This window comes from Rathayibacter sp. AY1C6 (genome assembly GCF_002931535.1).
In the GTDB taxonomy this organism is placed as follows: domain Bacteria; phylum Actinomycetota; class Actinomycetes; order Actinomycetales; family Microbacteriaceae; genus Rathayibacter.
The window spans coordinates 24074-50734 of sequence record NZ_PSWC01000004.1 but is presented as its reverse complement, the minus strand read 5'-3'; the positions used below and the strand labels follow the sequence as shown (position 1 = coordinate 50734).

The window sequence follows — 26661 nt, the reverse complement described above, 5'->3', positions numbered from 1 at the left end:
CGGGACATGCTACGCCGCACCTCCGACGCCGCGCGAGGCGCCCGGTCCGACCACCCGGGACTTCGCGGACCAGAAGCGCATCAGCGCGCCGGCGAGGATCGAGCCCAGCGCACCGGCGGCGAGATCCCCGAGCGTGTCCTCGTAGCCGACGAAGATCGAGGAGTCGATGAAGCGGTGCCCCGCCCACTCGCCCCACTCCCACAGGACGCCCGCCGTCGTCCCGAAGCAGGCGCAGAGCACGACCGCCGGGAGCAGCGGCCCGCGATCGCCCGCGACGGCCGGCACGACTCCGGCCCGCGCGGCGACGATGTAGGCCACCGCGGCGATCAGCCCGTTGAGCACGCAGTGCACGACCAGGTCCCACTGCGGCCACGCCTCGTACAGGCCGAGGACGCTGCTCCAGGACGCCACGAGCAGCGCGAGCCCGAAGAGGGCGTCGAGCGCCGGACGGATGCCGAGGAAGCGCGGCAGCACCAGCCCGATCGCCGCGAGCGCGAGCACCGCCACATCCACCAGGTCCCAGCCGATCGCGGCCGCCACGATGCTCGCCGCCCCGATCGCGCGGATGCCGTCGGCCGTCCACTCCCCGCGGGTGCGCGGGGGCTCGAGGAAGGTCTCGACGAGGGCGGAGCCGCTCACGGGTTCGTGAAGCGCAGCACGGCCTGGACCGGCTCGTGGTCGGAGGGCGCCGCTCCCCCGTAGCGGACGGCGTTGATCCCGGCGGAGACGACCTCGAAGGCGCCCTCGCTGACGAGCAGCCAGTCGATCCGCTTGCCCGGCGCCGGCGCGCGGTAGTTCGAGAAGGTGCTCCACGAGTGGGTGAGGTGCTTCTCCGCCGTCTCCCACGCGTCCGCGAGGCGGCCCTCCTCGAGGATCGTCCGGTAGGGGACGGTGTCGACGTCGGTGTTGGTGTCGCCCATCACGATCGCGGGGCGTCCGAGCTCGAGGACGCGGCGGGCGATCAGCTCGGCGGAGCGCTGGCGCGAGCGCCGCGAGATGTGGTCGAAGTGGGTCGAGATCACGGTGAGCTCGCGGCTGGTCGCGTGATCGGTCAGCTCCGCGATCACCGCGGTGCGCGGGATGCGGTTGCCCCAGCTGCGCGAGCCGGCGACGTCCGGGGTGTCCGAGAGGGCGATCTGGGTCCAGTGCCGGACGGCGTAGCGGCTGCGGTCGACGAAGAGCATCACGCGCTCGCCGCCGCGGTCCGCGTCCCGGCCGAAGCCCATCGCCTCGAAGGAGGAGCCCAGCGCCTCGTGCACGGCGGCCGACTGGTCCGGCAGCGCCTCCTGCACGGCGAGGATCGAGGGGCGCTCCTGCTCCAGCACCCGCTGGACGAGCGGGCGGCGCCGGTCCCACTGGTCGACGGCGCGGGAGGTGAGGCGCGGCATCCGCCGGCGGATGTTGTAGGTCATCACGTGCAGATCGGGCGCCTCGGTCGGGCCGATCAGAGGCGTCGCGTCGGTCATCACTCCACCCTACGGGGGCGGATCGAGGTGCCACGGAGGCTTGCGGTGACCGCTCCCGGCCGCTCTACTTCGGACATGCCCCTCTCCCAGGACCTCACCGCCCTCGCCGACGAGCGCTTCGTCTCGCTCACCACGTTCCGGAAGTCCGGGGACGCCGTCTCGACCCCGGTCTGGATCGCCCGCGACGGCCACGAGCTGATCGTCACCACTCCCCGCCGCAGCGGCAAGGTGAAGCGCCTCCGCAACGACGCGCGGGTGACCCTCGTCCCCTGCGACCGCCGCGGCCGCGTCTCCGACTACGCGGCGCCGGTCGAGGCCGCCGCGGAGATCGACGCCGACCCCGGCGAGGTCGAGCGCCTGGGCCGCGTGTTCCTGGCGAAGTACCGGCTCGAGTACCGCGTGTTCCTCCTGATCGAGGGCCTGGTCACCCGCGCCGACCGCACCCGCGTGATGCTCCGCGTCTCCGACCGCTGACCCGCACCGCCCTACACCCCCGGAGGCTCCCGCCGGAAGGCCTGGGGGCCGCCGGACCCGGGGTCTACCGTGGGGCGATCGCCGGTGCCCCTGCGCGCTTCCCGCGTGCGCTCCGGCGGCAGTCAGAAGGAGCACGCAATGAGCATCGGAGCAGGGATCTTCCTCCTCGTCGTCGGCGCGGTCCTCGCCTTCGCGGTGGACGTGCAGGTGTCCGGGATCGACCTGAAGCTGGTCGGCTACATCCTCATGGCGGCCGGAGCGGTCGGCCTGATCCTCGGGCTGGTCCTGCTGACGCGCCGCCGCCAGGCCGTCTCGACCACGCGCTCGGCCGTCGACCCGGCCAGCGGCGAGCAGGTCACCCGCCGCTCGAGCGAGAGCGACGGCCCGCTGATCTGATCGGCGGAACGACGAAGGGCGGGACCTCGCGGTCCCGCCCTTCGTCGTTCACGGCCCTACTCGGCGGGCTCGTCCGGCTCGCCGCCGGAGACGGTGTCGGTGTCGCCGCCACCGGAGGAGGTGTCCGTCCCGGTGCCGTCGGGGAGGTCCTCGGTCTTCTCGGTGTCCTCACCCGTGGTGCGGTCGGTGCTCATGGCGCTCTCCCTTCGCGTCGGCGACCTGCCGACCCTCCCACTCTGCTCCGCCCGCGCCTCGCGGGGCAGGGGGTAGCGGAGGCGGAGGCCGGCGTGGAAGGCGCCTACTCCTCGACGACGATGGTGGTGATGACAGGGTTCCGGCGGTGGCGGCGGGTCAGCCAGCGGCCGAGGGTGCGCGTGATCAGCGCCTCCATGGCCTCGAGCTCGACCGGCTTGCCCGCGGCCTGCAGGACGGCGTCGTCGATCGCCTTGCTCGCGTTGGCCTTCCAGCCCGGCTCCTCGACGAAGCCGCGGGTGAAGAACTCGACCGGCTCGCCGAGCGTGCCGCGGTCGAGGTCGGCGATGGCGAGGACCGTGATGGCCCCCTCCTCGGCGAGGACGATGCGGTCGTTCATCGCGTCCTCGGTGGCGACGCCCATCGTGGTGCCGTCGACCAGGATCTGGTCGGCCGGGATGCGCCCGCTGATGCGCGAGCGGCCCTTCACCAGGTCGATCGAGACGCCGTCCTCGATGACGAAGACGTCCTTCTCGTCGATCCCGGTGCGGGTCGCGATCGCCGCGTTCGCGGTGAGGTGGCGCCACTCGCCGTGCACGGGGAGCACCGCGGTGGGGCGCAGGATGTTGTAGCAGTAGGCGAGCTCGCCCGCGCTGGCGTGGCCCGAGACATGCACCTTGGCGTTGCCCTTGTGCACGACCGTGGCGCCCCAGCGGGTGAAGGCGTTGATGATCCGGTAGATCGCGTTCTCGTTGCCGGGGATCAGCGAGCTGGCCAGCAGCACGGTGTCGCCGGGGCCGATGTCGATGATGTGGTCCTTGTTGGCCATGCGCGAGAGCGCCGCCATCGGCTCGCCCTGCGAACCGGTGCAGATCATCACGATCTCGGTCGCGGGGAGCTTCTCGAGCACCTTCATGTCGACGACGAGGCCGGCCGGGATCTTGAGGTAGCCCAGGTCGGCGGCGATGCCCATGTTGCGGACCATCGAGCGGCCGACGAAGGCGACCTTGCGGCCGTGGCGCTGCGCGGCGTCGAGGACCTGCTGGATGCGGTGCACGTGGCTCGCGAAGCTGGACACGACGATGCGGCGCGGCGCGGTGCGGAACACCTGGTCGATCGCGGGGGCGAGGTCGCCCTCCGAGATCGCGAAGCCGGGGACGTCGGCGTTCGTGGAGTCGACCAGGAACAGGTCGACTCCCTCGTCGCCGAGGCGCGCGAAGCCGGGGAGGTCGGTGGTGCGCCCGTCGAGCGGGAACTGGTCCATCTTGAAGTCGCCCGTGTGCAGCACGAGGCCGGCCTCGGTGCGGATCGCGACGGCGAGCCCGTCCGGGATGGAGTGGTTCACGGCGAGGAACTCGAGGTCGAAGACGCCGGCGTCGATCCGGTCGCCCTCCTTCACCGGACGCGTGCGCGGGGTGATGCGGTGCTCCTGCAGCTTCGCGCTGATCAGCGCGAGGGTGAAGGTCGAGGCGATGATCGGGATGTCGCCGCGCTCCTTGAGGAGGTACGGCACGCCGCCGATGTGGTCCTCGTGGCCGTGGGTGAGGACGATGGCCTCGATGTCCTTCAGGCGCGAGCGGATCGCGGCGAAGTCGGGGAGGATCACGTCGATGCCGGGCTGGTTCTCCTCGGGGAAGAGGACGCCGCAGTCGACGATGAGCAGCTTGCCCTTGTGCTCGAAGACGGTCATGTTGCGGCCGATCTCGCCGAGGCCGCCGAGCGGAGTGATCCGCATGGCGCCCTTCTCGAGGGGCTTGGGCTTGGGGAGCTCGAGGTGGTGGCGGGCGGGCTTGGCGGTTCTGGCGTTTCTCATGCGGTTCTTCCGGGAGGGAGTGGCTGGACGCGGGCGCGCGGCGCAGGGTCCGACCGCGCGCCCGGTCGGGCCGCGGTGATGTGTCGCTCCGGCGCTGTGAGCGCTGTCGGGAGCGGGTGGAGGTGTGCGGGACGGGGCCGGGCGGGGCCGCTCTCAGCGGGCGGTGCCGTCCGTGCGGCGCGCTTTCGCGCACCGACCGTCCCGTACATCCTGCCAGCGTTCCCTGGGTCGCGGGTCCAGGAGGCGGGATCCGGGCCTCGCAGGCGCTCAGGCGCGCGCGTCCTCCGGGGTCTCGGCGGCCTCCTCCGCCGCGCGGAGCACGCGCAGGGTGTTGCGTCCGGCGAGGTCGAGCAGCTCCGCGTCGCTCCAGCCGCGGTCGGCCAGCTCGGCCAGCAGGCGCGGGTAGCCCGAGACGTCGCCGAGCCCCTCGGGCAGGTCGGCGACGCCGTCGAAGTCGCTGCCGAGGCCGACGTGCCGGGACCCGACGGCCTCGCGGGCGGCGTCGACGTGGTCGGCGACCTGCGCGACGGTGACGAGCGGCGCCGGATGCGCGCGGCGCCACTGCTCGAAGGCGGCGAGCGCGGCGGGGTCGGCCACCGGGAACGCGGCCCGGTTCGCCCGCGCGGCGTCCTCGGGCGCCTCGGCGGGGCGGGGGGCGCGGGGCCAGGGCATCGACGTGGTGAGCCCGAGCGCGGCGCGGGCGGCGTCGGCCTCGGCCGACCAGTCGGCGAAGGCGCGCGAGACGAACTGCGCGACGAAGGCGATCTGCAGCACTCCTCCGTTCGCGGCGAGCGCCGCGAGGGCCCGGGCGGAGACGTTGCGCGGATGCGCGGCGACGTCCGCGACTCCGGAGTGGGAGTAGAGGACGGGAGCGGAGGTGGCGGCGAGCGCGGCGAGCTGGGTGCGCTCGGAGGTGTGCGAGAGGTCGACGACGACGCCGAGCCGGTTCAGCTCGTGGACGACGGCCACCCCGTCCGCCGTGAGCCCGCCCTCGACCGGGGTGCCGGTGGCGGCCTCCGCCCAGTCGAGGGAGCTGTTGTGCGTGAGCGTCATCGTCCGCACGCCCAGCCGGGCGAGCATCCGGAGCACGCCGAGGGAGGAGGCGACGGAGTGGCCGCCCTCGATCCCGAGGAAGGAGGCGATCCGGCCGGAGGCGACCGCCTGCTCCGCCTCCCGCACCGTGGTCACGATGCGCAGGTCGCGCGGGTGGGCGGCGGCGAACCGGTACGCGGCGTCGATCTGCTCCAGCGTCGCGGCCACCGCGTCGCCCTCGCTCTGCAGCGCCGAGACGAAGACCGACCAGACCTGCGCCGAGACGCCTCCCGCGCGCAGCCGCGGCAGGTCGGTGTGGAACTCCGGGCGGGGCCGGTCGAAGCCCTCGACGCGGTACCCCTCGTAGCGCCGCAGCCCGCAGAGCAGGTCGTTGTGCGTGTCGAGCAGCACCTCGCCCTCGAGGAGCCGGCGGAGGCGCTCGGCGCTCACGCGTCGTCGTCGGTGGGGATCGGCCCGACGCCGCGCCAGCGGGAGAACACCAGGGTCGTGTAGGTGTCGGCGACCACCGGATCGGAGGTGACGCAGTCGAGGACGAAGTCGCTCAGCTCGTCGGGGCTCGCGGCGACCACCTCGATCAGGTAGTCGTCCTCGCCCGCGACCAGCCACAGGTTCACCACCTGGGGCAGCTTCGACATCGCCTCGGCGAAGCGGGCGTTCTCGGCCCGCGAGTGCTCGCGCAGCTGGACGCGGAGGATCGCGCGGATGCCCTTGCCGAGCAGGCGCGCGTCGACCTCGGCGTGGAAGCCCGAGATGACTCCGCTCTCGATCAGCGCCCGCACCCGGGCCAGCGAGGAGGAGGGCGCGAGGCCGATCCGGTCGGCCAGCTCCTTGTTCGGGATGCGCCCGTCCTGCACCAGGACGTTGATGATCGCGCGGTCGACCTCGTCGAGCCGGACCGGCCTAATTATGTTCGGCAAGGGAGACACCTTTCGCGGGCGTGAGCCGCTTCTGTGCGGCCAGAGTGGGAATCGCTGTACAGGATACAGAACGTTTGCCTCGACGGGCATCGACGTGCAGACTTTCTGCGAGATCACCGAACGCATGCGCCAGTCCCCTCGATGACGCCGCACCCTCCCGACTCCCCCGAGTCTCCCGATGCACCACACACGAAGGGGTACCTCCTCCCATGAAACGGCTCCCGAAGCTCCTGATGGCGGCGGTCGCGATGACCGCGGCCGTCGGCCTGCTGTCCGCCTGCGGCACCGACTCGACGTCGTCGAGTCAGGCCGGCACGTCCTCCCACGTCCTCACCGTCGGCAAGCTGCTCCCCCTGCAGGCCGTCGATCCGCACAAGGTGAACGACGGCATGTCGAACGAGGTGCTCACCGCCGTCTTCGACGGCCTCTACACGCTCGACGCCGACGGCCAGATCGACCCGCTGATGGCCGAGAGCGTCGAGAAGTCCGACGACGGCCTGACCTACACCTTCACGATCCGCGACGCGTCGTGGAGCAACGGGACGCCGGTCACCGCGCAGGACTTCGAGTACTCGTGGAAGCGCCTGGTGAACCCGGCCACCGCGGCCCCGAACAGCAACGAGGCGGTCGCCGCCGGCATCAGGAACGCGAACGAGATCGTCAACGAGGGGATGGACTACACCCAGCTCGGCGTCACGGCGCTCGACGACAAGACCCTGCAGGTGCAGCTCGCCGCGGACGTGCCCTACTTCCAGGCGCTGCTGGTGCGGCCGGCGTTCCTCCCGGTGAACCAGGCCTACCTGGAGAGCGTGGGCGACACCTACGGCCAGACCCCCGAGACGACGATCTACAACGGGCCCTTCGTCTGGGACTCCTGGGACTTCGCGAACAACTTCTCGGTCGCCAGGAACGCCGACTACTGGAACGCCTCCGGCATCGACCTGGATGCGATCAAGTGGCAGGTGGTGAAGGACTCGCAGACCGCGGCGCTCCTCCAGGAGAGCGGCGACCTCGACTTCACCGAGATCTCCGGAAGCCTGATCGACCGCTACACCGACTCCCCCGAGCTGACCACGGCGCTCGAGGTGCACATGTGGTACTTCTACCCCAACCTCCAGAACCCGGCGCTCGCGAACGAGGACATCCGCACCGCGCTGGCCACCTCCTTCGACAAGGAGGCGCTCGCCGACGAGGTGCTGAAGAACGGCGCCCAGCCCGCCGACTACTTCGTCGGGCAGAACCTGGCGGTCGGACCCGACGGGAAGCAGTTCCGCGACACGGGCGGCAGCTACCTCGCCTACGACCTCGACGCGGCGCAGGCCGCCTGGACGAAGGGCCTCGCCGCCCTGGGCACCGACTCGGTGAGCCTCAAGCTCTCGTACTGGGACGACGAGGCCTCGATCGCGCAGGCCGAGTACGTCGCCTCGCAGTGGGAGGCGAACCTGCCAGGTCTGAGCATCGAGCTCACCAGCCAGCCCAAGGCGACGGCGAACGAGCAGGCCACGGCCGGCGACTTCGACCTCTACCTCTTCCGCTGGGGCCCCGACTACAAGGATCCGATGGCGTTCCTGGAGCTGCTGTCCTCCACCTCCGCCCGCGACTTCGGCGGCTATGCGAACCCGGAGTACGACTCGATCATCGCCGCGGCCCGCACCGCCGACATGCTCTCCCAGCCGGAGGCGCGCTGGCAGAGCCTGCACGACGCGGAGGACATCCTGATGGGCGACGTGGCGGTGATCCCGACCGTGCAGAACGGCATCGCGATGCTGATCAACCCCGCCGTGCAGGGCATGGAGGTCCGCAACGTGAGCCTGACCTGGAACTACCGCCTCGTCACGAAGGACGACTGATGCGCACCACCCCCCGAGAGGAGACGGCACGATGACCGCGACGAGGACCCTGCGCGAGCTGATGGAGTCCGGGAGCGTCCTGGCCCCCTGCGTCTTCGACTGCTCCTCCGCCCGAGCGGTCGAGCTGGCCGGCTTCGAGGCGATGCTGCTGAGCGGATCGGAGGTGTCGATGTCGATGAAGGGCATCCCCGACCTCGGACTGCTCTCGCTGGAGGAGCTCCTCTGGGCGGTGGAGCGGATCGTCGACATGTCGCCGCTGCCGCTCGCGGTCGACATCGAGGACGGCTTCGGCGCCAGTCCCCTGCAGGTCTACGAGACCTGCAGGCGGGTGGCCAAGGCCGGCGCGATGGCGGTGCTGATGGAGGACGAGTTCGAGCCCGGCTACGCCCGGGACGTCTCGGCCGACAACATGATCCCCCGCGAGGAGTACTACGCGAAGGTGCGGGCCGCCGTCCGCGCCGTCGAGGGCACCGACTGCATGGTGATCGCGCGCAGCAACTACGGCAGCGCGAATCTGGAGGAGGGCATCCAGCGGATGATCGACTGCGTCGCCCTCGGAGCGCACGCGACGGTCGTGGTCAACGTCACGACCCTCGCGGACGCCGCCGAGGTGGCCCGCCGGGTGCCGGGGCTGAAGATGTTCGCCGACATCAACGCCAAGCGCGGCCTCGAGCAGATGTCGTTCGCGCAGCTGGCGGAGCTGGGCTTCCAGCTGGTCACGATGCACTTCACGATGAAGGCGTCCATGGCCGGGATGATCGAGGCCGGCCGGGCGAACCTCGCCGAGATGGGCAACACCTACTCGAACGAGCTGATGCCGGAGGAGTACCCGGGCCACAGCGGCATGGCGTTCTTCGCCGCGCAGGAGCTGCTCGACCTCGAGTCGGAGTTCTCGGGCCGAGTCCAGTCGTTCAACGACCCTCGGACCGTGCACGCGGCCCCGGCCGGCTGAGCGCGACCGCACCTCTGCAGGGCCGTCCGCCCGCGCCTCGAGCGCGGCGGGCGGCCCTTCGTCGTGCGCGGGGCGCGAGGGGCGCGGCGCCGAACATCGTTCGGCCGAGAGCCCTCACTGCCGCACGCAGCCGAATCCGCTTCGGCAGCAGCGTCGCATCGGCGCTTCTGTTCGGCTGACTTGCCACTCAATCGCGTTCTATGCAGACTTAAGCCACTACCACCGAACGACCGAGGCTCCGAAGCCGGATCAACGAAAGAGACTCACTCCCATGACTGAACTGGCACAGACGAGCGGAACCGCTACGATCGGCTCCTCTCAGCCCGACTTCGTCGAGATCGACGGCTTCACGCTCACGATCGAGGACATCGCGCTCGTCGCCCGCGGGCTCTCGGACGGCACGTTCCCCGAGGTCGTCCTCAGCGACGAGGCCCGCCGGGTCACGAACGAGGCCCGCGCCTACGTCGACGAGCACTTCCTCGCCCCCGACGCCCCCGCCATCTACGGCATCAACACCGGGCTCGGCCGGCTGATGGACGTCCGCGTCCCCGCCGAGGACCAGGCCCGCTTCCAGCGCCTGGTCATCAACTCCCACTCCGCCGGAGTCGGCGAGCCGCTCCCCCTCGACGAGACCCGCGCGCTGCTGCTGCTGCGCACCAACGCGATCGCCAAGGGCATGTCGGGCGTGCGGATCGAGTGCATCGACCGCCTGATCGCGATGCTCAACGCCGACGTCCTCCCGGTCATCCCGGGCCAGGGCTCGGTCGGCGCCTCGGGCGACCTCGCCCCCCTCGCGCACATGGTCAGCGTGATGGTCGGCCACGAGAAGGCCGAGGCCTACCACCGCGGCGTGCGGATGCCCGCCGTCGAGGCCCTCACTGCGGCCGGACTCGCCACCGAGTTCGAGCTCAAGCCCAAGGACGTCCTCGCCCTGATCAACGGCTCCACCATCTCGCTCGCCACCGCCTGCCTCGCCCTGCACGACGCGTGGAGCCTCACCCGCCAGGCGGACGTGGCCCTCTCGCTCTCGCTCGAGGCGATCCGCGGCGAGCTCGACGCGTTCGACGAGCGCATCCACCTCGCCCGCAACGCCCCCGGCCAGGTCGACGTGGCCGCGAACGTCCGCGCCCTCACCGCGGGCAGCGAGCGCACCGTCGAGGAGGCGCGCCGCCTCCGCCTCCCGGACGAGCAGCGCGTCGGCGGCGTCTACAAGCCGCGCGTGCAGGACGCCTACTCGCTGCGCTGCGCGCCGCAGGTGCACGGCACGACCCGCGAGTCGCTCCTGTTCGCGCAGACGCTGCTGGTGCGCGAGGCCAACGCCGCGACCGACAACCCGCTGGTGCTCCCGGACGGCGAGGGCGGCTACGACGTCCTCTCCGGCGGCAACTTCCACGGCGAGCCGATCGGCGTCGCGGCCGACCTCATCGCGATCGCGGTCGCCGAGATCGGCGCCATCTCGGAGCGCCGCTCGTTCCGCCTCACCGACCCCAACCTCAGCTACGGCCTGCCGCTCAACCTCGTCGGCGGCCAGCTCGGCCTCAACACGGGCTTCTCGATCGTGCACTGCGCGGCGGCCGCCATCGCCTCCGAGAACAAGGTGCTGTGCTTCCCCTCCGTCGTCGACTCGATCCCGACGAAGGCGAACCAGGAGGACCACGTCTCGATGTGCACCTTCTCCTCGCGGAAGGCGCGCAGCATCATCCACAACACGCAGGTGATCCTCGGAGTGGAGTTCATCCTCGCCACCCAGGGCATCGACCTCGCGTCGCCGCACCTGGAGGACCGGGCGCTCGGCGAGGGCAGCACGGCCGCCTACGAGGCGGTCCGCTCGATCGTGCCGATGACCCGCGAGGACATCTACCAGTCGGAGCAGATGATCAACGCGCAGGCGATGGTCGTGCTCGGCACCGTCCTCACCGCCGTCGAGGCGCGCATCGGAGCCGTGCGGTGACCGCGGGCGGGACGGTCGTCCACGGCCGCGTCGTCACGCCGGGCGCCGTGATCGAGGACGGGGCGGTGGTCGTCGAGGACGGCCGCATCGCCGCCGTGCTCGGCGGACGCGAAGCGGCGCGCGCCCTCACGGAGGCCTCGGTCGTGATCGGCGGCGCGGGGATGCTCGTCCTGCCCGGCGCGGTCGACGCGCACGTCCACGCCTTCTCGGAGCCGGCCGAGACGTTCACCGGCGCGACCTCGGCCGCCGCCGCGGGCGGGGTGACCACGATCCTCGACATGCCCTACGACGCGGGCAGCACGGTGAACACGGCCGCCGCCGTCGTCGCCAAGCGCCAGCGCCTCGAGCGCGAGGCCGTCGTCGACGTCGCCCTGCACGGCACGGTCCGCCCCGGGGACGGCGCGCGGGACGTGGCCGGGATGATCGACGAGGGCGTCTGCGGATTCAAGGTCTCGCTGTTCGAGACCGACCCGATCCGCTTCCCCCGCATCCCCTCCGACCAGCTGCTCGAGGCCTTCGCGATCATGGCCGAGCGCGGCGTCCGCGTCGGCGTGCACGCGGAGGACGGCGAGATCATCGGCGCGCTCGTCGCGGCGGCGAAAGCCGCGGGCCGCACTGCCCCCCTCGACCACGTCCGCAGCCGCCCGCCCGTGTCCGAGACCTCCTCGGTGGCGCTCGGGCTCGAGCTCGCCTCGGCGGCCGGTGTGCCCTTCCACATCTTCCACGCGAGCCTCCCCGGCACCGTCGAGCTCGTGACGGCGAGCGCCGCCCGCGGGCTCGACGCGACGCTGGAGACCTGCCCGCACTACCTCGTCCTCACCGAGGACGACATGGAGCGGCTCGGCGCCCTCGGCAAGATCAACCCGCCGCTGCGCACCGCCGAGCACGCCCGCGGGATGTGGGAGGCGCTCGCCGACGGCCGGATCGGCCTGGTGACCTCCGACCACGCGCCGTGGCCGCTGGCGAAGAAGAGCGCCGACGTGATCTTCGACAACGCCTCCGGAGCGCCCGGCGTGCAGACCCTGCTGCCGATCGTGATCGGCGCCGGCTACCTCGGCGGCCGCCTCTCGCTGCTGCGCGCCGCCGAGGTCCTCGCGACGAACCCCGCCCGCGCATTCGGCCTCGGGCACCGCAAGGGCGCGATCGAGGCGGGCCTGGACGCGGACTTCGCCGTCGTCGACCCGTCCGGCACGACCGTGATCGACGACACCCCGATGCTCTCGACCGCCACCTGGAGCCCCTACGCCGGGATGTCCTTCCCCGGCCGCCTCGAGACCACCGTCGTCCGCGGCACCCCCGTCTTCAGCCGGGCCGAGGGCCTGCTCGCGGAGCCGGGCGACGGACGCTTCGTCGCGAGGGCCGCCTGATGGGAGAGCAGTCCCTCCGCGCCTTCGTCGACGCGCTGCCCGCCGACGAGCTCGTCACCGTCGAGCGCACCGTCGACGCCCGCTTCGAGCTGGCGAGCGTGCTCGCGCTGCTGGACCGCGGCCCGGCCGTGCGCCTGACCTCGGTCGCCGGCTCGGCCCACCCGGTCGTCGGCAACGTGCTCTCCAGCCGCGAGCGGATCGCCCGCGCCGTCGGCTGCCGGGTCGACGAGCTGCTCGACCGGCTCACCGCCGCGGTCGCCGACCGCACCCCGGTGCGCGTGGTCGAGGACGCTCCGGTGCAGGCCGTGCGCCTGCCCGCCGCGTCCGTGTGGGAGGAGGTCATCGCTCCGGTCTGGTTCGAGAAGGACTCCGGCGGCTACCTCACCGCCGGGCTCATCGTGGCGTTCGACCCGGTGACCGGGCACCGCAACGCCTCCTACGCGCGGATCAAGCCGCTCGACGCGACCACCGGCTTCGTCGGGATCGCGCCGAACCACCACCTCACCGCGCTCTCGCGCTCGGCCGCGGCCGTCGGCGGGCTCCCCGTCGCCGTGGTCCTCGGCGCGCACCCGGCCGTGCAACTCGCCGCCTGCTGCTACCTCGCCCTGGGCGACGACGAGCTGGAGCACGCCGCCCACCTGCTCGGCGAGGAGGTGCGGGTCGCGCGGGCCACGACGAGCGACGTGCTCGTCCCCGCCGACGCGGAGATCGTGATCGAGGGGATCCTGCACGCCGACCGGCCGGTGCACGAGGGCCTCGTGAACGAGTACCACGGCATGTACGAGGACTACGGCGACGGGATCACCCTCGAGGTCACCGCCGTGACCCGCCGCGAGTCCCCCGAGGTCCAGGTGATCCTGCCCGGCCTCTCCTCGGAGCACAGCTACATCGCGGCGCTGCCCATCGCCGCCGGCATCCGGCACGCGCTGCGGAACGTCGGCTGCGACATCGTCGACGTGGCGGTCACGCACTCCGGCGGCGGCCGGGTCGACGTGGTGGTCGCGATCGCGAACGGCCGTCCGGGCACCGCCAAGCGCGTGATGTTCGGCGCGTTCGCGGCCGTCAGCATGGTCAAGCAGGTCACCGTCGTCGACTCCGACGTGGACGCCTGGGACATGGAGCACGTGCACTGGGCCCGGACGAGCCGGATGCGGTGGGACCGCGACCTGATGCTGGTCGACGGGGTCGCCACCGACCGCAACGTGCCGATGCAGGTCGGCGGCACCGTGACGAAGGTCGGGATGGACGCGACCCGCAAGATGGGCGACCGCGCCCTCGGCGCCGAGCTGGCCGTCCCGCCCGGGGACGTCCTCCGCCGCGTGCGCGACGCCCTCGTCGCCGACGGAGTCGCCCTCCGCCCCGCCGTCGTCGTGCACGGCTCCCTGGCCGACGACGGGGAGGACCCGCGATGACCCCCGACGTGCGCTTCCCCGACGCCGGCCGGCTGGCCCTCGACCTCGACGAGATCGCCGGCCTCGTCGACTCCTCTCGCCCCGGCTGGAGCCGCGTGGCGATGACCGAGGTCGACACCGACTCCCGCCACTGGGTCGCCGAGCGGATGCGCTCCGCGGGCCTGGAGGTCCGGATCGACGGAATCGGCAACGTGATCGGCACCCTCGCCGGCACGGGAGCCGCCCGCCGCGCGATCGTGATCGGCTCGCACACGGACACGGTGGACGGCGGCGGGCGCTACGACGGCGTCGTGGGCGTGCTGGGCGCGATCGAGGTGGCGCGCCTGCTGCAGGAGTCGGGGATCCGGCTCCACCACGACCTGCGCGTCGTCGACTTCTACAACGAGGAGGCCAACCGCTTCGAGCTCTCCTGCCTGGGCAGCCGCGCGCTGGCCGGCTCCCTCACGGGCGAGCACCTCTCGGCGACCGACGACACCGGGCGCACCCTCGGCGCCGCCCTGGAGGCCGCCGGATGGTCCGACCCGCTCTCGGGCACCCGCTGGAGCCCCGACGAAGTGCTCGGCTTCCTCGAGCTGCACATCGAGCAGGGCCCGGTCCTCGAGCGTGAGGGGCTGCCGCTCGGAGTCGTCACCTCGATCGCGGGCATCTCGCGGTTCCGCACCCTCTTCTCGGGCCGCCGCGACCATGCGGGCACCATGCCGATGGCGCTGCGGCACGACGCCGGCTGCGCCGCGGCCGGCGTGGTCCTCGCGGTCGAGCGCATCGCCTCCCGGGCCGCGGAGGCGGTCGGCACCGTCGGCTCCGTCACCTTCACCCCGGAGGCGACCAGCGTCGTCACCGAGAGCGCCCTGGTCACCGCGGAGTTCCGCAGCCCCGACCCCGGCTGGTTCACCGTCGCCCGCGAGCAGATCGCGGAGGCCGCGGCCTCCGAGGCGGCGGCGCGCGGCCTCGGCCACGAGGTGACGTGGCTGCCCTGGGAGCGCCCGACGGCCATCGACCCCCGCCTCGCGGACGGCATCGGCCGCTCCATCGAGCGCCTCGGCCACCCCGCCGCCCGCCTCTACAGCGGAGCCGGGCACGACGGGGTGCAGATGGCGAGACTGGGACCCATCGGCATGATCTTCATCCCCTCGCAGGACGGGCGCAGCCACTGCCCGGAGGAGTACACCGGGATCACGGACATCGCGGTGGGCGTGCACGCGCTCGCGCAGTCCGTGCTCACCCTCGACAAGGAAGGCCTCGCATGAACCGCACCCGCCAGGAGCCCCCCGGCCGCGTGATCGTCGCCATCACCGGCGCCTCCGGAGTCGGGATCGGTGTCCGCATCCTCGAGCTGCTGCGGATGGATCCGGGGCTGCGCAGCGACGTCATCGTCTCGAAGGCGGGCGCGATGACGCTCGACCAGGAGTGCGGCCTCACCCAGAAGCAGGTGGAGGCGCTCGCCGACACGGCCCACCGGCCCGCGCACATCGGCGCCTCCATCGCGTCGGGGTCCACGCCCGCCACGGCGATGGTGATCGCGCCCTGCACGATCAAGACCCTGAGCGGCATCGCGTACGGCCTCGCCGACAACCTGATCACGCGGGCGGCCGACGTCTGCCTGAAGGAGGGCGTGCCGACGCTCCTGATGGTGCGGGAGTCGCCGCTGCACCGCGGCCACCTCGCCGCGATGGACGCGGTGGCCCGCTCGGGCGGCATCATCGCGCCGCCGGTCCCCGCCTTCTACACGCGGCCCGCCTCGGTGGAGGAGATCATCGACTCCCTCGCCCGCCGCGCCCTGGTGCGCGTGGGGCTGACCCAGTTCCACGCCCGCTCCTGGGCCGGCATCCCCGAGGACGGCGAGCGCGCCGTGCTCGCCGAGGGGTCGAGCCGGTGACGAAGTACGTCGCCACCCGGCTGCTCACCTCGGTCTTCACGATCGTCGCGATCGCGATCGTGATGTTCGCGCTGCTGCAGCTGCTCCCGGGTTCGCCCTTCAACAGCGAGAAGCTCGACGCGGTGCAGAAGGCGCTCCTCACGCAGAAGTACGGGCTCGACGAGCCGGTGCTGCTGCGGCTGGGCACCTACCTGGTGAACCTCGCCCGCGGCGACTTCGGCATCTCGTACAACCTCATCCCGGACTTCCCCGTCTCGGAGATGCTCGGCAGCCGCCTGCCCGTCACGATCCGCATCGGCCTGCAGGCCCTCGTCCTCGGCGTGGTGCTGGGCCTGCTGATCGGCATCGTCTCGGCGATCCGCCCGCGCGGCTGGTTCGACAACCTCTCGACGTTCGTCTCGGTGATCGCCTTCAGCGTCCCGTCGTTCGTCATCGCGCTGCTGCTGGTCTACTTCGTCGGCTTCGAGTGGAAGCTGCTGCCGATCCGGTACTCCGAGTCGGACCCCTTCACCTCGAGCGTGCTGCCGACGATCTCGCTCGCCGCCTACGTGATGGCGGTGACCGCCCGCTACGCCCGCTCCGAGATGCTCGACTGCCTCGAGAGCGACTACATCCTCCTGGCGAAGGCGAAGGGCATCGGCCCCTCCAAGGTGATCGGCCGGCACGCGCTGCGCAACACCCTGGTCTCGATCATCACGGTGCTCTCGCCGCTGCTGATCGGCCTGATCACCGGCTCCGTCGTCATCGAGCAGATCTTCGGAGCGCCGGGCCTGGGCCAGCTGCTGCTCACGGCGATCCAGAACGTCGACTACAACATCGTCATCGCGATCAGCCTCGTCTACAGCATCATCTACATCCTCGTGATGCTGCTCGTCGACGTGCTCTACGGACTGATCGACCCCCGCATCCGACTGGCAGGACAGGCAGCATGAGCGACCGCGTCTCCCCCACGGCCGGCCTCGACGCCGGCGTCCCGCCCGAGGGCCTGCGCCTCGTCTCGCCGGGCAACCGGCCCGCCGGGCCGCCGACCACCTCCACCCGCATCATCCGCGGCGGCGGCCGCGACATCGCCCGGCGCTTCCGCGGCAACTGGCCGGCGATGGTCGGCCTGGTGCTGCTGGTGGTCATCGTCGTGCTGAGCCTGGTGGTCCCCTTCTTCCCCGCAGCCGGAGGAGGAGCGGACGTCGGCTCGCGCTTCCTCCCGCCGCGCGTGCCGCTGCTCGAGGGCCTCGGGATCCTCGACGGCACCCGCGACGGCCAGGACGCGTACGCCGCGGCGGGCCTGCCGCCCGGCACCTACTTCCTCTTCGGCACCGACGAGCTGGGCCGCGACGTGTGGTCGCGGGTCTGGAGCGGCACCCGCGTCTCGCTCCTGATCGCCGTGATCGCCTTCGCGATCGACGTGGTCATCGGCATGACCTACGGCCTGGTCTCGGGCTACTTCGGCGGTCGCACCGACTCGGCGATGCAGCGCGTGGTCGAGGTGCTCTCCGGCATCCCGCAGCTGGTGATCGTGACGCTCTTCGTGGTCGCCGTCGGGCCGGGCATCGGCGCCATCGTCTTCGGCCTCCTGCTGAGCAACTGGCTCGCGATGAGCCGCGTCAGCCGCGCGCAGGCGCTGCGCCAGAAGACGGAGGAGTACGTGCTCGCCTCGCGCACCCTCGGAGCGCGGGACAGCCGGATCGTGTTCGTCGAGATCCTCCCGAACATCATCGGCCCGATCGTGACGATGAGCATGTTCTCGATCCCGTCGGCGATCTTCACCGAGTCGTACCTGTCGTTCGTGGGCCTGGGCGTCCAGGCGCCGATGGCCTCGCTCGGCTCGCTCGTCAGCGTCGGCTACAAGTCGTTCCTCTCCTATCCGTTCCTCGTGATCGTCCCCGTGGTCGTGCTGGGCCTGCTCATGGTGGCGTTCACGCTCGTCGCCGACGGGTTGAAAGAGGCCACCGATCCGCGACTGTCCCACTCGAGAGGCCACTGACATGACCGAGAGCAGCACGGGCACGACCCGTCAGGACACGGCCGGACCGGAGCGCGGCAGGGTCCTTCTGTCGGTGCGAGATCTGGCGATCTCGTTCGACAACGAGGGCGGCAGCGTCGAGGCGATCCGCGGACTGGGCTTCGACCTGCACGAGGGCGAGGTGGTCGCGATCGTCGGCGAGTCCGGCAGCGGCAAGTCGGTGACGGCGCGCGCGATCCTCGGCCTGATGGCCCGCAACCAGCGGATCACCGCGGGCAGCATCGAGTTCTCGCACCGGAGCGACGACGGCACGGTGACCGCGAAGGACATCGCGGCGATGCCCGAGTCGGCGATCCGTCGCGAGATCTGCGGGCGCCGCATCGCGATGGTGTTCCAGGACGCCCTGACCTGCCTCGACCCGACGATGTCGGTCGGCAAGCAGGTGATGGAGGGGATCCAGGAGCACTTCGGGCTCGGCCGTCGCGAGGCGCGCGCCCGTGCCGTGGAGCTGCTCGGCGAGGTCGGCATCGACGATCCGGAGCGGCGGTTCAAGCAGTACCCCCACCAGCTCTCCGGAGGCATGTGCCAGCGGGTCAACATCGCCATCGCGCTGTCGTGCAACCCGGACGTGCTGATCTGCGACGAGCCGACGACCGCGCTCGACGTGACGATCCAGCTGCGGATCCTCGAGCTGCTGAAGCGCCTGCAGGCGGACCGCGGGCTCTCGGTGATCTTCATCACCCACGACCTCGGCGTCGTCGCGACCGTCGCCGACCACGTCAGCGTGATGTACGCCGGACGGATCATCGAGCAGGGCACCGCCGAGCAGGTCTTCTACGACCCGCGGCACCCCTACACCTGGGGCCTGCTCTCGGCGATGCCGGACCTGACCACCGACTCCCCCGAGCTGTTCGCCATCCCCGGCAGCCCGGCGAGCCTGGTGAACCGCGCGCCGGGAGACCCCTTCGCTCCGAGGAACCCGTTCGCGCTCGAGATCGACTTCGTCGAGGAGCCGCCCCTCTTCGACGTCGGCGGCGGGCACCGGGTCGCCTCGTGGCTCTGCCACCCCTCCGCTCCCCCGGTCGAGATGCCGGCGCCGCTGCGCGCCAAGATCGACGCCATGCTCGCCCCCAGTGAAGGACCGACCCCGTGACCGCACTCGCTCCGACGCCCGACTCCGCGCCCGCCCTGCTCTCGGTGCGCGGCCTCACCCAGGTGTTCCGGCTGGGCCGGCGGCACCACGTGACCGCGATCGGCGGCGTCGACTTCGAGATCCGGCGCGGCGAGACCTTCGGGCTGGTCGGCGAGTCCGGCAGCGGCAAGTCCACGATCGGCCGCTCGATCATCCGGCTGATCGACCCGACCGACGGCCAGGTGGTGCTCGCGGGCCGCACGATCAGCGGCCGGCTCGACGCCGCCCAGCGCGACCACCTGCGATCCAGCATCCAGATGATCTTCCAGAACCCGATGTCGAGCCTCAATCCGCGCAAGACCGTCTTCGACATCGTCGCGCAGGGACTCACCACCCAGCGCCGGTACTCCTCGGCGGCCGAGCGCGACGAGAAGGTCTACGCGATCCTCGAGAAGGTCGGCCTCGACCGCTCCCACGCCGACCGCTACCCGCACCAGTTCTCGGGCGGCCAGCGGCAGCGCATCGGCATCGCCCGCGCGCTCGTGATGCAGCCCGACCTCGTGATCGCGGACGAGTGCGTCTCGGCGCTCGACGTCTCGATCCAGGCGCAGGTCGTGAATCTGATGCGCGCGCTCCAGGAGGAGCTCGGCACCGCGTACCTCTTCATCGCCCACGACCTCGCGATGGTGAAGTACATCTCCGACCGGATCGGCGTCATGCACAAGGGCCACCTGGTCGAGACGGGCACGACCGCCGAGATCTTCTCCGGCCCCGTGCACCCCTACACCCGCTCGCTGCTGCGCGCCGTGCTCTCGGCGGACCCGCGCGCGATGCGCCGCCGCGCCCCCTCCGAGCCGTACGACCCGGTCGCGCTCGGGATCGACTACTCGGCCGGGAGCGTCCACGAACTCTCGCCGACCCACCGCGTCCTGGCGACTCCGGAGGAGCTGGCGGCCTGGCGCGCGTGACGGCCGCCCGGCGTCAGGACTCGTCGGCCTCGAACCGCAGGGGCCGGTCGGCCACCGGCAGCCCGGAGCCGCGCACGGCGGCCTCGATCGCGGCGTGCCCGCCGTCGGGCGCGACGATCCGCAGGCCGTCCTCGGTCGCCCAGTAGGCGGTGACGCCGTGCTCCTCGACGAGGGTCGTGAGCAGCGCGGCAATCCGCTCCTGCTCGCCGGGACCGACGGTGATCGCGGCCCAGGGACCGGAGATCTCGACCGGGGCGCCCCGCTCCGCGCCCGCAGCGTCCCGCAGGTCCTCCGCCGCCCGGACGATCGGGAGCAGCGCGGGCAGCCCGCCGGAGACGTCCTCGAAGGAGTCGAGGGCGAAGGACCCCTCGCGGAGCGACGCGTGCAGCTCCAGGCCGCGGCCGAGGCCGTCGATCCGCTCGAGCAGGGCCGAGGCGTCGACAGCGGGAGCGGGGCACGCGCCGGTCGGCTCCTCCGCGCCCGCGAAGGAGAGGGCGTTCCCGCCGGCGGACGTCGCCCGGAACGACCACAGCACCGGATCCGCGTACTCGGTCGCGCAGGCCGTCGCGAGGGCGTCGGCGAGCGCCGGCTCCTCGACCGCGACCCCGACCCACGAGGTCGGCGGGCCGAACGCCGGCGCCTCGACCCAGCGCTCGGCGCCGTCGAGGGAGACTCCGGGCACCGCGGCGACCTCGCTCGTCAGACGGTCGAAGCCGGCGTCGGGCCGTGCGAACGGCGTCTCGTCGATCGTCCAGACGAGGAGCGTCAGCCCGCCGGCGGCGAGGGCCGCGGCGAGGACGCCGGCGACGGGGAGGAGGAGGCGACGGGACACGCCCCCATCCTCGCTCCCCTCCTCCGCGGCGTCACGTGGACATCGGGTGAACGGACGGTGCGCCGGCGTCGACGGCTCCCGCCTCGATCGAGCGCATCATCCGCGTGTTCACGGGCGACGGGTGGACCGAGTCGACCCGGACGCCGGTGCCCGCGAGCTCGAGGGCCGCGCTCCTGGTGAGCCCGGCGACCTCGCGCTTCGAGGCGACGGAGGGGCTGAGGCCCGGGGCGCCGTCGAGCCCGGCGACGGAGGAGGTGGTGATCACGCTGCCCCGCCCCTGCTCGATCATCCGCGGCAGCACGGAACGGAGCCGGTGCCGACCCGCTCCCAGCACGCTGGGCGGCCGCCGGCCGCCTGCCACGGGGGTCGACCTCCGCGGGGGCAGGGGTTACCGGCGCAGTCCCGAGACGAGCGCGAGGAGCCCGTCCATCGACTCGACGACGAGGGGCGGGAGGTCGCCGCGCTCGGCGACGAAGGCGATCGCGAGCACGCCCGCTCCGGACGCGTCCGACTGCTCCCGCTCCGGCACAAGGCCCAGCGCGCGGGCCGCCGTCTCCGCTTGACTGGGGGCGACGCGCCGACCCTCGGCGCACCCGGGAGGCGACATGGCGAACCACCGTTTCGAGCTGCGGTCCGGCCGCGGGATGGGCGTCTCGGCGGCGGGCGATCCCGTCGCCGACCGGCTGGTGGTGTTCTGCCACCCCACTCCCGGAGCTGGCGGCTTCGACCCCGACCCCACTGTCACCGGCCCCTGGGGCCTGCACCTGCTGATCCTCGACCGCCCCGGCTACGGCGCCTCGGACCCGGTCGACGCCGCTCACGGCCGCGTCGAGGACCGCGCGGACGACCTCGCCGAGTACCTGCGCCGCTCCGAGCGCACCGCCCGCATGGTCGAGGGCGCCCGCTTCGGCAGCGTCGGCGTGGTCGGCTGGGGCTCCGGCGGCGCGTTCGCGCTCTCGCTCGCGGCCCGGCACCCCGACCTCGTGGACCGCCTCGCGCTGGTCGGCACCCCCGCGCCCCCGCAGGCCGGCGTGATCGTGCACCCCACCAGCGCGTGGGAGCGGCGCGAGACCCTCCGCGGGGAGGACGCCGACGCGATCGCCGCCGCCCTCCCGCAGACGCAGCCGGGCCTGGACGCGCTCGGGATCGACTCCGACGACCCGGTGCTCACTACCCACGGCGGACTGCGCAACCGGCTGGAGCGGATGCTCGCCGAGGGCTGGCGGCAGGGCCCGAGCGGCGCCGCGACCGACCTCGCGGCCCTCCGCGACGGCTCCTGGGCCGACGACCTCGACCGGGTGACCGCCGAGACGCTCCTGGTCCACGGCGACGCGGACCCGGTGGCGAGCGCCGAGGACGGCCGCTGGTACCGCGGCCGCCTCGCGCGGGCGCGCACCGTGACGGTCGACGGAGCCGGCCGGCTGGCGCTGGTGCGCGAGTGGCGCCGGATCCTCGACCACGTCGCTCCGCTCGAGCGCGGGGCGGAGGGCCGATGAGCGGCCTGGGCGCGGGCCCGCTCGTGCTCGTGTCGGCGATGGCGGTCTCGGGAGTCGTCCACCTGGTGCACCCGCGGACCTTCGACGCGGTGGTCCCGCGAGGGATGCCCGGCTCGGCGCGCGGATGGGTCCTCGTCTCGGGAGCGGCGGAGCTGGTCTGCGCGGCCGCGACGCTGCACCCGCGGACCCGCGCGGCCGGCGGTCTCGCCTCCGCCGCCCTGATGGCCGCCGTCCTCCCCGGCAACGTGCAGATGGCGCGGGACGCCCGTCGGCCTCGGACCCGGGTGATCACGCTGCTGCGCCTCCCGCTCCAGATCCCGCTCGTGCTCTGGGGTCTTCAGGCGGCACGCAGCCGCTGACGCAAGCCCGCGCGGGCGCGGATCGCCCGCTGCTACCGTCCAGGCATGACCGACCAGAGCGCGGACGACCGCTACGACCAGCTGACCAGCGCCCCGAAGGCGACGGAGGCCGACGCGGCCCCGCGCATCGAGGTCTCCACCACCGAGGCCGGCGACACCCGCATCGACATCCGCGAGGACGCCGCCGTGCGTCCGGGCCGTGTCGACGAGAACGGCGACGAGCTCGACGAGAGCCGCGACGATGCCTGAGCGCCGCCGCGCCGCCCTCGTCTACAACCCCGTCAAGGTCGACCTGGAGTCCGTGAAGGCCGCTGTGAAGCGCGCCGAGGAGGCCGCCGGCTGGGAGGAGACGCTCTGGTACGAGACCTCCGTCGAGGACCCCGGAGCCGGTCAGACGAAGGAGGCCCTCGCCGCGGGCGCCGACGTCGTGATCGCGGCCGGCGGCGACGGGACGGTCCGCGTCGTGGCGGAGGCCCTCCGCGGCTCCGACGCCTCGCTCTCGCTGCTGCCCTCCGGCACCGGCAACCTGCTCGCCCGCAATCTGAACCTCACGCTCGACGACATCGACAACTCCCTGACCGTCGCGTTCTCCGGACAGGACCGGGCGATCGACGTCGGGATGATCGACATCGAGACCTCCACGGGCCGCGACCGCCACGCCTACGTCGTGATGGCGGGCCTCGGGATCGACGCGAAGATGCTCGCCAACACCGACGACGACCTCAAGAAGCGGGCCGGCTGGCTCGCCTACGTGGACGCGCTGCGGAAGGCCCTGCTCGACAAGAACCAGCTCGAGTTCCGCTACCGCCTCGACGGCTCGAAGACCCGCAAGGTGCGCGCGCACACGATCATCGTGGGCAACTGCGGCGCCCTGCCGGCGAACATCCTCCTGCTGCCGGACGCGGCCGTCGACGACGGCGAGTTCGACATCGTCCTGCTGCGCCCCGAGGGCTTCTTCGGCTGGGTGCAGATCATCTTCAAGGTGGTGTGGGAGAACGGCGTGCTCCGCCGCAGCGGCGTCGTCGGCAAGAAGCTGATGGGCCTGACCAAGGAGGTATCGGCCCTGCGGTACGTGAAGGGCCGCGACCTCACGGTCCGCCTCGAGCACGCGCAGGAGATCGAGCTCGACGGCGATCCGTTCGGCTCGACCTCGGCGTTCCGCACCTGGATCGAGCCCGGCGGGCTGACGGTGCGCGTCCCGGCGTAGCGCCGGCGGCGGCCGGGCGGATCCGCCCGGTCCGCCTCCCGCCGGGAGAGAGGATCGTCATCCCTCCCGGCGGAGGCGTCTGCTCCGAGCAGGGCGGTGCAGTGCGGCTTCGGGTACCGCACCCCATGCACCTGCATGAACACGGCGACTGTAGTGCGGAATCCGTCGCCGCCGCAACGATCCGCGGGGCTCCGGCGGCTCGAATGGGTAATTCCACCGTGCGATGCTCCGTGACCGCGACGGATTCCGCAGCTGACTCGCCCCGCCAGGAACGTGATCGCCCGTCCGTCGATCGACGGGGCTTCTCCTCGGCACGGTGCCGACACGCGCACGAAACGCCCGCCCGCTAGCGTGCGGACATGACATTCCGTGCGTCAGCCGCGCTCAGCGCGCTCGTGGCCTCCTCCCTCCTCCTCGCACCCGCCGCCATCGCCTCCCCCGCCGCCCGCGCGGGCGCCGTCGACGGGGGCACCAGCGCCGGCGATCCCTACTTCCCCGGCCTCGGCAGCAGCGGCTTCGACGCCCTCACCTACAGCCTCGTCCTGAAGTACGATCCGACGACCCGGGCCCTCGGCGGCAGAGCCGTGGTCACCTTCGCGCCCCAGAAGGACCTGCGCTCGCTCTCCTTCGACCTGACCGGCCTCACCGTCTCGAAGGTCACCGTCAACGCCGGGGTCGCCCGGTTCTCGCAGTCGGGGGACGAGCTGACCGTCACGCCCGCCCGGACCCTCCGGAAGGGCCTGCCCGCGCTGGTGAGCATCGACTACGCCGGGACCACCGGGAACCCCGTCGACGGCACCGGGGCCCCCTTCGGCTGGTGGTCGACGGACGACGGCGCCCTGGTCGCCAGCGAGCCGGACGGCGCCTCGACCTGGTACCCCGTCAACGACTCGCCAGCCGACAAGGCGCGCTACACCTTCAGCATCACGGTCCCGGAGGGCCGGACGGTGGTCGCGAACGGCCTGCCGGTCGGCTCCCCCACCACGTCGAAGGGGTGGACGACCTCCCGCTGGGTCGAGACCAGCCCGATGGCGAGCTACCTCGCCATGGTGAACATCGGCGACTACGACCTGGTCCGCTCCACCCAGGGCGGCGTGACGACCATCGACGCGATCGACCGGGACATCACCGGCGACACCCGCGCCCGCACCGAGGCGGCGCTCGCGAAGCAGGGCGCGATCATCGACTACTTCTCCTCCGTCTTCGGCCCGTACCCGTTCCGCTCGGCCGGAGCCGTGGTCGACGACGAGCGGATCGGCTACGCCCTCGAGACCCAGGGCCGCTCGTTCTACTCCGGCGGCGCGGACGAGTCGACCGTCGCGCACGAGACCGCGCACCAGTGGTACGGCGACAGCGTCACTCCGGAGACCTGGTCCGACATCTGGCTGAACGAGGGCTTCGCGACCTACGCCGAGTGGCTCTGGGAGGAGCACACCGGCGGCGCGAGCGTCACCGAGTCCGCCGCCCGGGTCGCCGCCGCTCCCGCCGACGACCCGTTCTGGTCGACCGCCGTCGCCGACCCCGGAGCCGCGGGCCTCTTCGACGCGCCCGTCTACGCCCGCGGCGGCCTGACCCTCGTCGCCCTCCGCGACCGGATCGGCGCGGACGCGTTCGGCGTGCTGCTGAAGCGCTGGGCCTCCGAGAACCGCTACTCGAACGCGACGACCGCCGACTTCCAGGCCCTGGCCGAGAACGTCTCCGGCTCCGACCTGGCGGACTTCTTCGACACCTGGCTGCGCACGCCGGAGAAGCCCGCCGGTCTCTGACCCCCGCATCGCCGCGGCGCGGGCGGGGTGTCAAGGAGGGACGGCAGGTCGGCCCGAGCCGATACCGTCCCTCCATGGGCTTCTTCGACCGCAACGACTCCTCGACCAGCGCCGCAGCGCCGCAGCCGAGCGCACCCGATCCGCAGCGGCGGGTCTGGAGCGACGGCCTCGGCCGGTTCGCCACCCGCTGCCTCCAGGTGGTCATCGTCCTCCTGCTGGCCTCGGTGCTCGTCTTCGCGATGACGCAGCTCACGCTGGTGCTCATCCCCGTGATGATCGCGCTCATCCTCGCCGCGGCGATCCACCCGGTCCTGGCGTGGATGCGGCGCAAGGGCGTGCCGTCGATCCTCGCGACCTGGCTGGCGCTGATCGGGCTGCTCGCGGTCCTCGGCGCGGTCGGATGGCTGATCACGGTCGCGGTCCGCAACCAGTGGGACGAGCTGGTCAGCAGCGCCTCCGACGGCATCACCTCGCTGCAGGACTACGTGCAGCACCTGCCGTTCCAGATCACCGACGAGCAGATCGAGTCCGCCCGCCAGTCGGTCGTCGACTTCCTCACCTCCAGCTCGTTCGGCAACGGCGCGCTCGCGGGCGTCTCCGCAGCGGCGAACTTCATCACCGGCCTCGTGCTGATGATCGTGGTGCTCTTCTTCTTCATGAAGGACGGCCCGAAGATCTGGGAGTTCCTCCTGCGCCCCTTCACCGGCTCGGGCTACGAGCGCGCCAAGCGCGTCGGGCACAAGACGGTCGACGTGCTGGGCGGCTACGTCCGCGGAACGGCGACCGTCGCGGCGGTCGACGCGATCGGCATCGGCGTCGCGCTGGCGATCATCCAGGTGCCGCTGGCGATCCCGCTGGCCGTCATCGTCTTCCTCACCGCGTTCATCCCGATCGTCGGAGCCACGGCCGCCGGCATCCTCGCCGCTCTCGTCGCCCTGGTCGCCAACGGCCCGGTCGCCGCGCTGATCGTGATCCTGGTCGTCATCGGGGTCAACCAGCTCGAGGGCAACTTCCTCCAGCCGGTCGTGATGGCGCGCTCGCTGAAGCTGCACCCGCTGATCGTCCTGATCGCCCTGACCGTGGGCACCGTCCTCGCCGGCATCGTCGGCGCCGTGCTGGCCGTGCCGATCGCGGCCGTCGTCTGGGGCATCGTCTCGATCTGGAACGGACCCTCCGACCCCGCCGAGCCCGCGCGGCAGAAGCGCGCCGAGACGGTCTAGGC

Annotated in this window: 28 protein-coding genes; 19 read left to right on the top strand and 9 right to left on the bottom strand. The window is 72.3% G+C overall.

The genetic code is table 11. The features are described from left to right. Positions 1-9: 9 nt before the first annotated feature. Entirely contained in the window at positions 10-639 is a 630-nt protein-coding gene (locus tag C5D36_RS04030; protein WP_104226114.1) for a hypothetical protein, read from the bottom strand. Next, positions 636-1466: an endonuclease/exonuclease/phosphatase family protein gene (locus C5D36_RS04025; protein WP_104261535.1), complete on the bottom strand. Its 831-nt coding sequence runs from the start codon at positions 1464-1466 to the stop codon at positions 636-638. Before C5D36_RS04025 ends, C5D36_RS04030 begins: the two co-directional genes overlap by 4 nt. Positions 1467-1541: 75 nt before the next feature. Here C5D36_RS04025 and C5D36_RS04020 point away from each other — a divergent pair, with 75 nt between their 5' ends. Together C5D36_RS04020 and C5D36_RS04015 are read left to right on the top strand one after the other, a co-directional pair. After that, positions 1542-1940: a PPOX class F420-dependent oxidoreductase gene (locus tag C5D36_RS04020; RefSeq protein WP_104295239.1), complete on the top strand. Its 399-nt coding sequence runs from the start codon at positions 1542-1544 to the stop codon at positions 1938-1940. Between the two features lie 138 nt (positions 1941-2078). After that, positions 2079-2336 carry a DUF6458 family protein gene (locus C5D36_RS04015; protein ID WP_104222924.1) on the top strand — a complete coding sequence of 86 codons (258 nt, stop codon included), beginning with the start codon at positions 2079-2081 and terminating at the stop codon, positions 2334-2336. 56 nt (positions 2337-2392) lie between these two features. On the opposite strand, the gene C5D36_RS16770 is transcribed toward C5D36_RS04015, so the two are convergent. The 4 genes from C5D36_RS16770 to C5D36_RS04000 form a co-directional block, all read right to left on the bottom strand. After that, complete coding sequence (locus C5D36_RS16770) at positions 2393-2530, bottom strand: hypothetical protein (protein ID WP_159940924.1); 138 nt, start codon at positions 2528-2530, stop codon at positions 2393-2395. Positions 2531-2634: 104 nt separating this feature from the next. After that, a complete protein-coding gene (locus C5D36_RS04010) occupies positions 2635-4341 on the bottom strand; it encodes a ribonuclease J (protein ID WP_104222925.1) in 1707 nt (568 codons plus the stop codon). A 267-nt stretch (positions 4342-4608) separates the two neighbouring features. Continuing rightward, positions 4609-5823, bottom strand: coding sequence for a dipeptidase (locus C5D36_RS04005; protein WP_104295238.1), 1215 nt, complete (start codon positions 5821-5823; stop codon positions 4609-4611). Beyond that, a complete protein-coding gene (locus C5D36_RS04000) occupies positions 5820-6320 on the bottom strand; it encodes an Lrp/AsnC family transcriptional regulator (RefSeq protein ID WP_104238816.1) in 501 nt (166 codons plus the stop codon). Before C5D36_RS04000 ends, C5D36_RS04005 begins: the two co-directional genes overlap by 4 nt. A gap of 200 nt (positions 6321-6520) precedes the next feature. Here C5D36_RS04000 and C5D36_RS03995 point away from each other — a divergent pair, with 200 nt between their 5' ends. From C5D36_RS03995 to C5D36_RS03945, 11 genes are all read left to right on the top strand, one after another. Beyond that, entirely contained in the window at positions 6521-8161 is a 1641-nt protein-coding gene (locus C5D36_RS03995) for a peptide ABC transporter substrate-binding protein (protein ID WP_104295237.1), read from the top strand. Positions 8162-8192: 31 nt separating this feature from the next. Further along, positions 8193-9113: an oxaloacetate decarboxylase gene (locus C5D36_RS03990; protein WP_104284021.1), complete on the top strand. Its 921-nt coding sequence runs from the start codon at positions 8193-8195 to the stop codon at positions 9111-9113. 271 nt (positions 9114-9384) lie between these two features. Then, positions 9385-11064 carry a histidine ammonia-lyase gene (hutH, locus tag C5D36_RS03985; RefSeq protein WP_104238813.1) on the top strand — a complete coding sequence of 560 codons (1680 nt, stop codon included), beginning with the start codon at positions 9385-9387 and terminating at the stop codon, positions 11062-11064. After that, complete coding sequence (locus C5D36_RS03980; RefSeq protein ID WP_104295236.1) at positions 11061-12431, top strand: dihydroorotase family protein; 1371 nt, start codon at positions 11061-11063, stop codon at positions 12429-12431. Before hutH ends, C5D36_RS03980 begins: the two co-directional genes overlap by 4 nt. Next, complete coding sequence (locus tag C5D36_RS03975; protein ID WP_104295235.1) at positions 12431-13843, top strand: UbiD family decarboxylase; 1413 nt, start codon at positions 12431-12433, stop codon at positions 13841-13843. The genes C5D36_RS03980 and C5D36_RS03975 overlap by 1 nt, the downstream gene beginning before the upstream one ends. Further along, positions 13840-15090: a M20 family metallo-hydrolase gene (locus tag C5D36_RS03970; RefSeq protein WP_104295234.1), complete on the top strand. Its 1251-nt coding sequence runs from the start codon at positions 13840-13842 to the stop codon at positions 15088-15090. Before C5D36_RS03975 ends, C5D36_RS03970 begins: the two co-directional genes overlap by 4 nt. Beyond that, the gene (locus C5D36_RS03965; RefSeq protein WP_104238809.1) at positions 15087-15719 is read left to right on the top strand and encodes a UbiX family flavin prenyltransferase; all 633 of its coding nucleotides are present in this window, start codon (positions 15087-15089) and stop codon (positions 15717-15719) included. Before C5D36_RS03970 ends, C5D36_RS03965 begins: the two co-directional genes overlap by 4 nt. Further along, positions 15716-16651 (top strand): ABC transporter permease, encoded by a 936-nt coding sequence (locus tag C5D36_RS03960; RefSeq protein ID WP_104238808.1) that lies wholly within the window; start codon positions 15716-15718, stop codon positions 16649-16651. The genes C5D36_RS03965 and C5D36_RS03960 overlap by 4 nt, the downstream gene beginning before the upstream one ends. Next, complete coding sequence (locus C5D36_RS03955) at positions 16648-17700, top strand: ABC transporter permease (RefSeq protein ID WP_104238807.1); 1053 nt, start codon at positions 16648-16650, stop codon at positions 17698-17700. The genes C5D36_RS03960 and C5D36_RS03955 overlap by 4 nt, the downstream gene beginning before the upstream one ends. 1 nt (position 17701) lies before the next feature. Continuing rightward, positions 17702-18832 carry an ABC transporter ATP-binding protein gene (locus C5D36_RS03950; RefSeq protein ID WP_104249940.1) on the top strand — a complete coding sequence of 377 codons (1131 nt, stop codon included), beginning with the start codon at positions 17702-17704 and terminating at the stop codon, positions 18830-18832. Next, the gene (locus C5D36_RS03945) at positions 18829-19779 is read left to right on the top strand and encodes an ABC transporter ATP-binding protein (RefSeq protein WP_104249941.1); all 951 of its coding nucleotides are present in this window, start codon (positions 18829-18831) and stop codon (positions 19777-19779) included. The genes C5D36_RS03950 and C5D36_RS03945 overlap by 4 nt, the downstream gene beginning before the upstream one ends. A gap of 13 nt (positions 19780-19792) precedes the next feature. On the opposite strand, the gene C5D36_RS03940 is transcribed toward C5D36_RS03945, so the two are convergent. The 3 genes from C5D36_RS03940 to C5D36_RS16505 form a co-directional block, all read right to left on the bottom strand. Beyond that, positions 19793-20611, bottom strand: a complete 819-nt coding sequence (locus C5D36_RS03940) for a hypothetical protein (RefSeq protein ID WP_104295233.1) — start codon at positions 20609-20611, stop codon at positions 19793-19795. Positions 20612-20642: 31 nt separating this feature from the next. Then, complete coding sequence (locus tag C5D36_RS03935; RefSeq protein ID WP_258062866.1) at positions 20643-20912, bottom strand: SDR family oxidoreductase; 270 nt, start codon at positions 20910-20912, stop codon at positions 20643-20645. A gap of 87 nt (positions 20913-20999) precedes the next feature. After that, positions 21000-21218: a hypothetical protein gene (locus C5D36_RS16505; protein WP_146083688.1), complete on the bottom strand. Its 219-nt coding sequence runs from the start codon at positions 21216-21218 to the stop codon at positions 21000-21002. Here C5D36_RS16505 and C5D36_RS03930 point away from each other — a divergent pair. The 6 genes from C5D36_RS03930 (at position 21217) to C5D36_RS03905 (ending at position 26659) form a co-directional block, all read left to right on the top strand. Beyond that, positions 21217-22107: an alpha/beta fold hydrolase gene (locus C5D36_RS03930; protein WP_104295231.1), complete on the top strand. Its 891-nt coding sequence runs from the start codon at positions 21217-21219 to the stop codon at positions 22105-22107. The two genes, C5D36_RS16505 and C5D36_RS03930, sit on opposite strands and share 2 nt — an antisense overlap. Next, positions 22104-22466, top strand: coding sequence for a hypothetical protein (locus tag C5D36_RS03925; protein WP_181068405.1), 363 nt, complete (start codon positions 22104-22106; stop codon positions 22464-22466). The genes C5D36_RS03930 and C5D36_RS03925 overlap by 4 nt, the downstream gene beginning before the upstream one ends. 45 nt (positions 22467-22511) lie before the next feature. Then, positions 22512-22715, top strand: coding sequence for a multidrug transporter (locus C5D36_RS03920; RefSeq protein ID WP_104292681.1), 204 nt, complete (start codon positions 22512-22514; stop codon positions 22713-22715). Continuing rightward, positions 22708-23673: a diacylglycerol kinase family protein gene (locus C5D36_RS03915; protein WP_104295230.1), complete on the top strand. Its 966-nt coding sequence runs from the start codon at positions 22708-22710 to the stop codon at positions 23671-23673. Before C5D36_RS03920 ends, C5D36_RS03915 begins: the two co-directional genes overlap by 8 nt. Before the next feature lie 359 nt (positions 23674-24032). Continuing rightward, complete coding sequence (locus C5D36_RS03910; RefSeq protein WP_104295229.1) at positions 24033-25439, top strand: M1 family metallopeptidase; 1407 nt, start codon at positions 24033-24035, stop codon at positions 25437-25439. Positions 25440-25513: 74 nt separating this feature from the next. Then, a complete protein-coding gene (locus tag C5D36_RS03905) occupies positions 25514-26659 on the top strand; it encodes an AI-2E family transporter (protein ID WP_104233055.1) in 1146 nt (381 codons plus the stop codon). Positions 26660-26661: the final 2 nt, after the last annotated feature.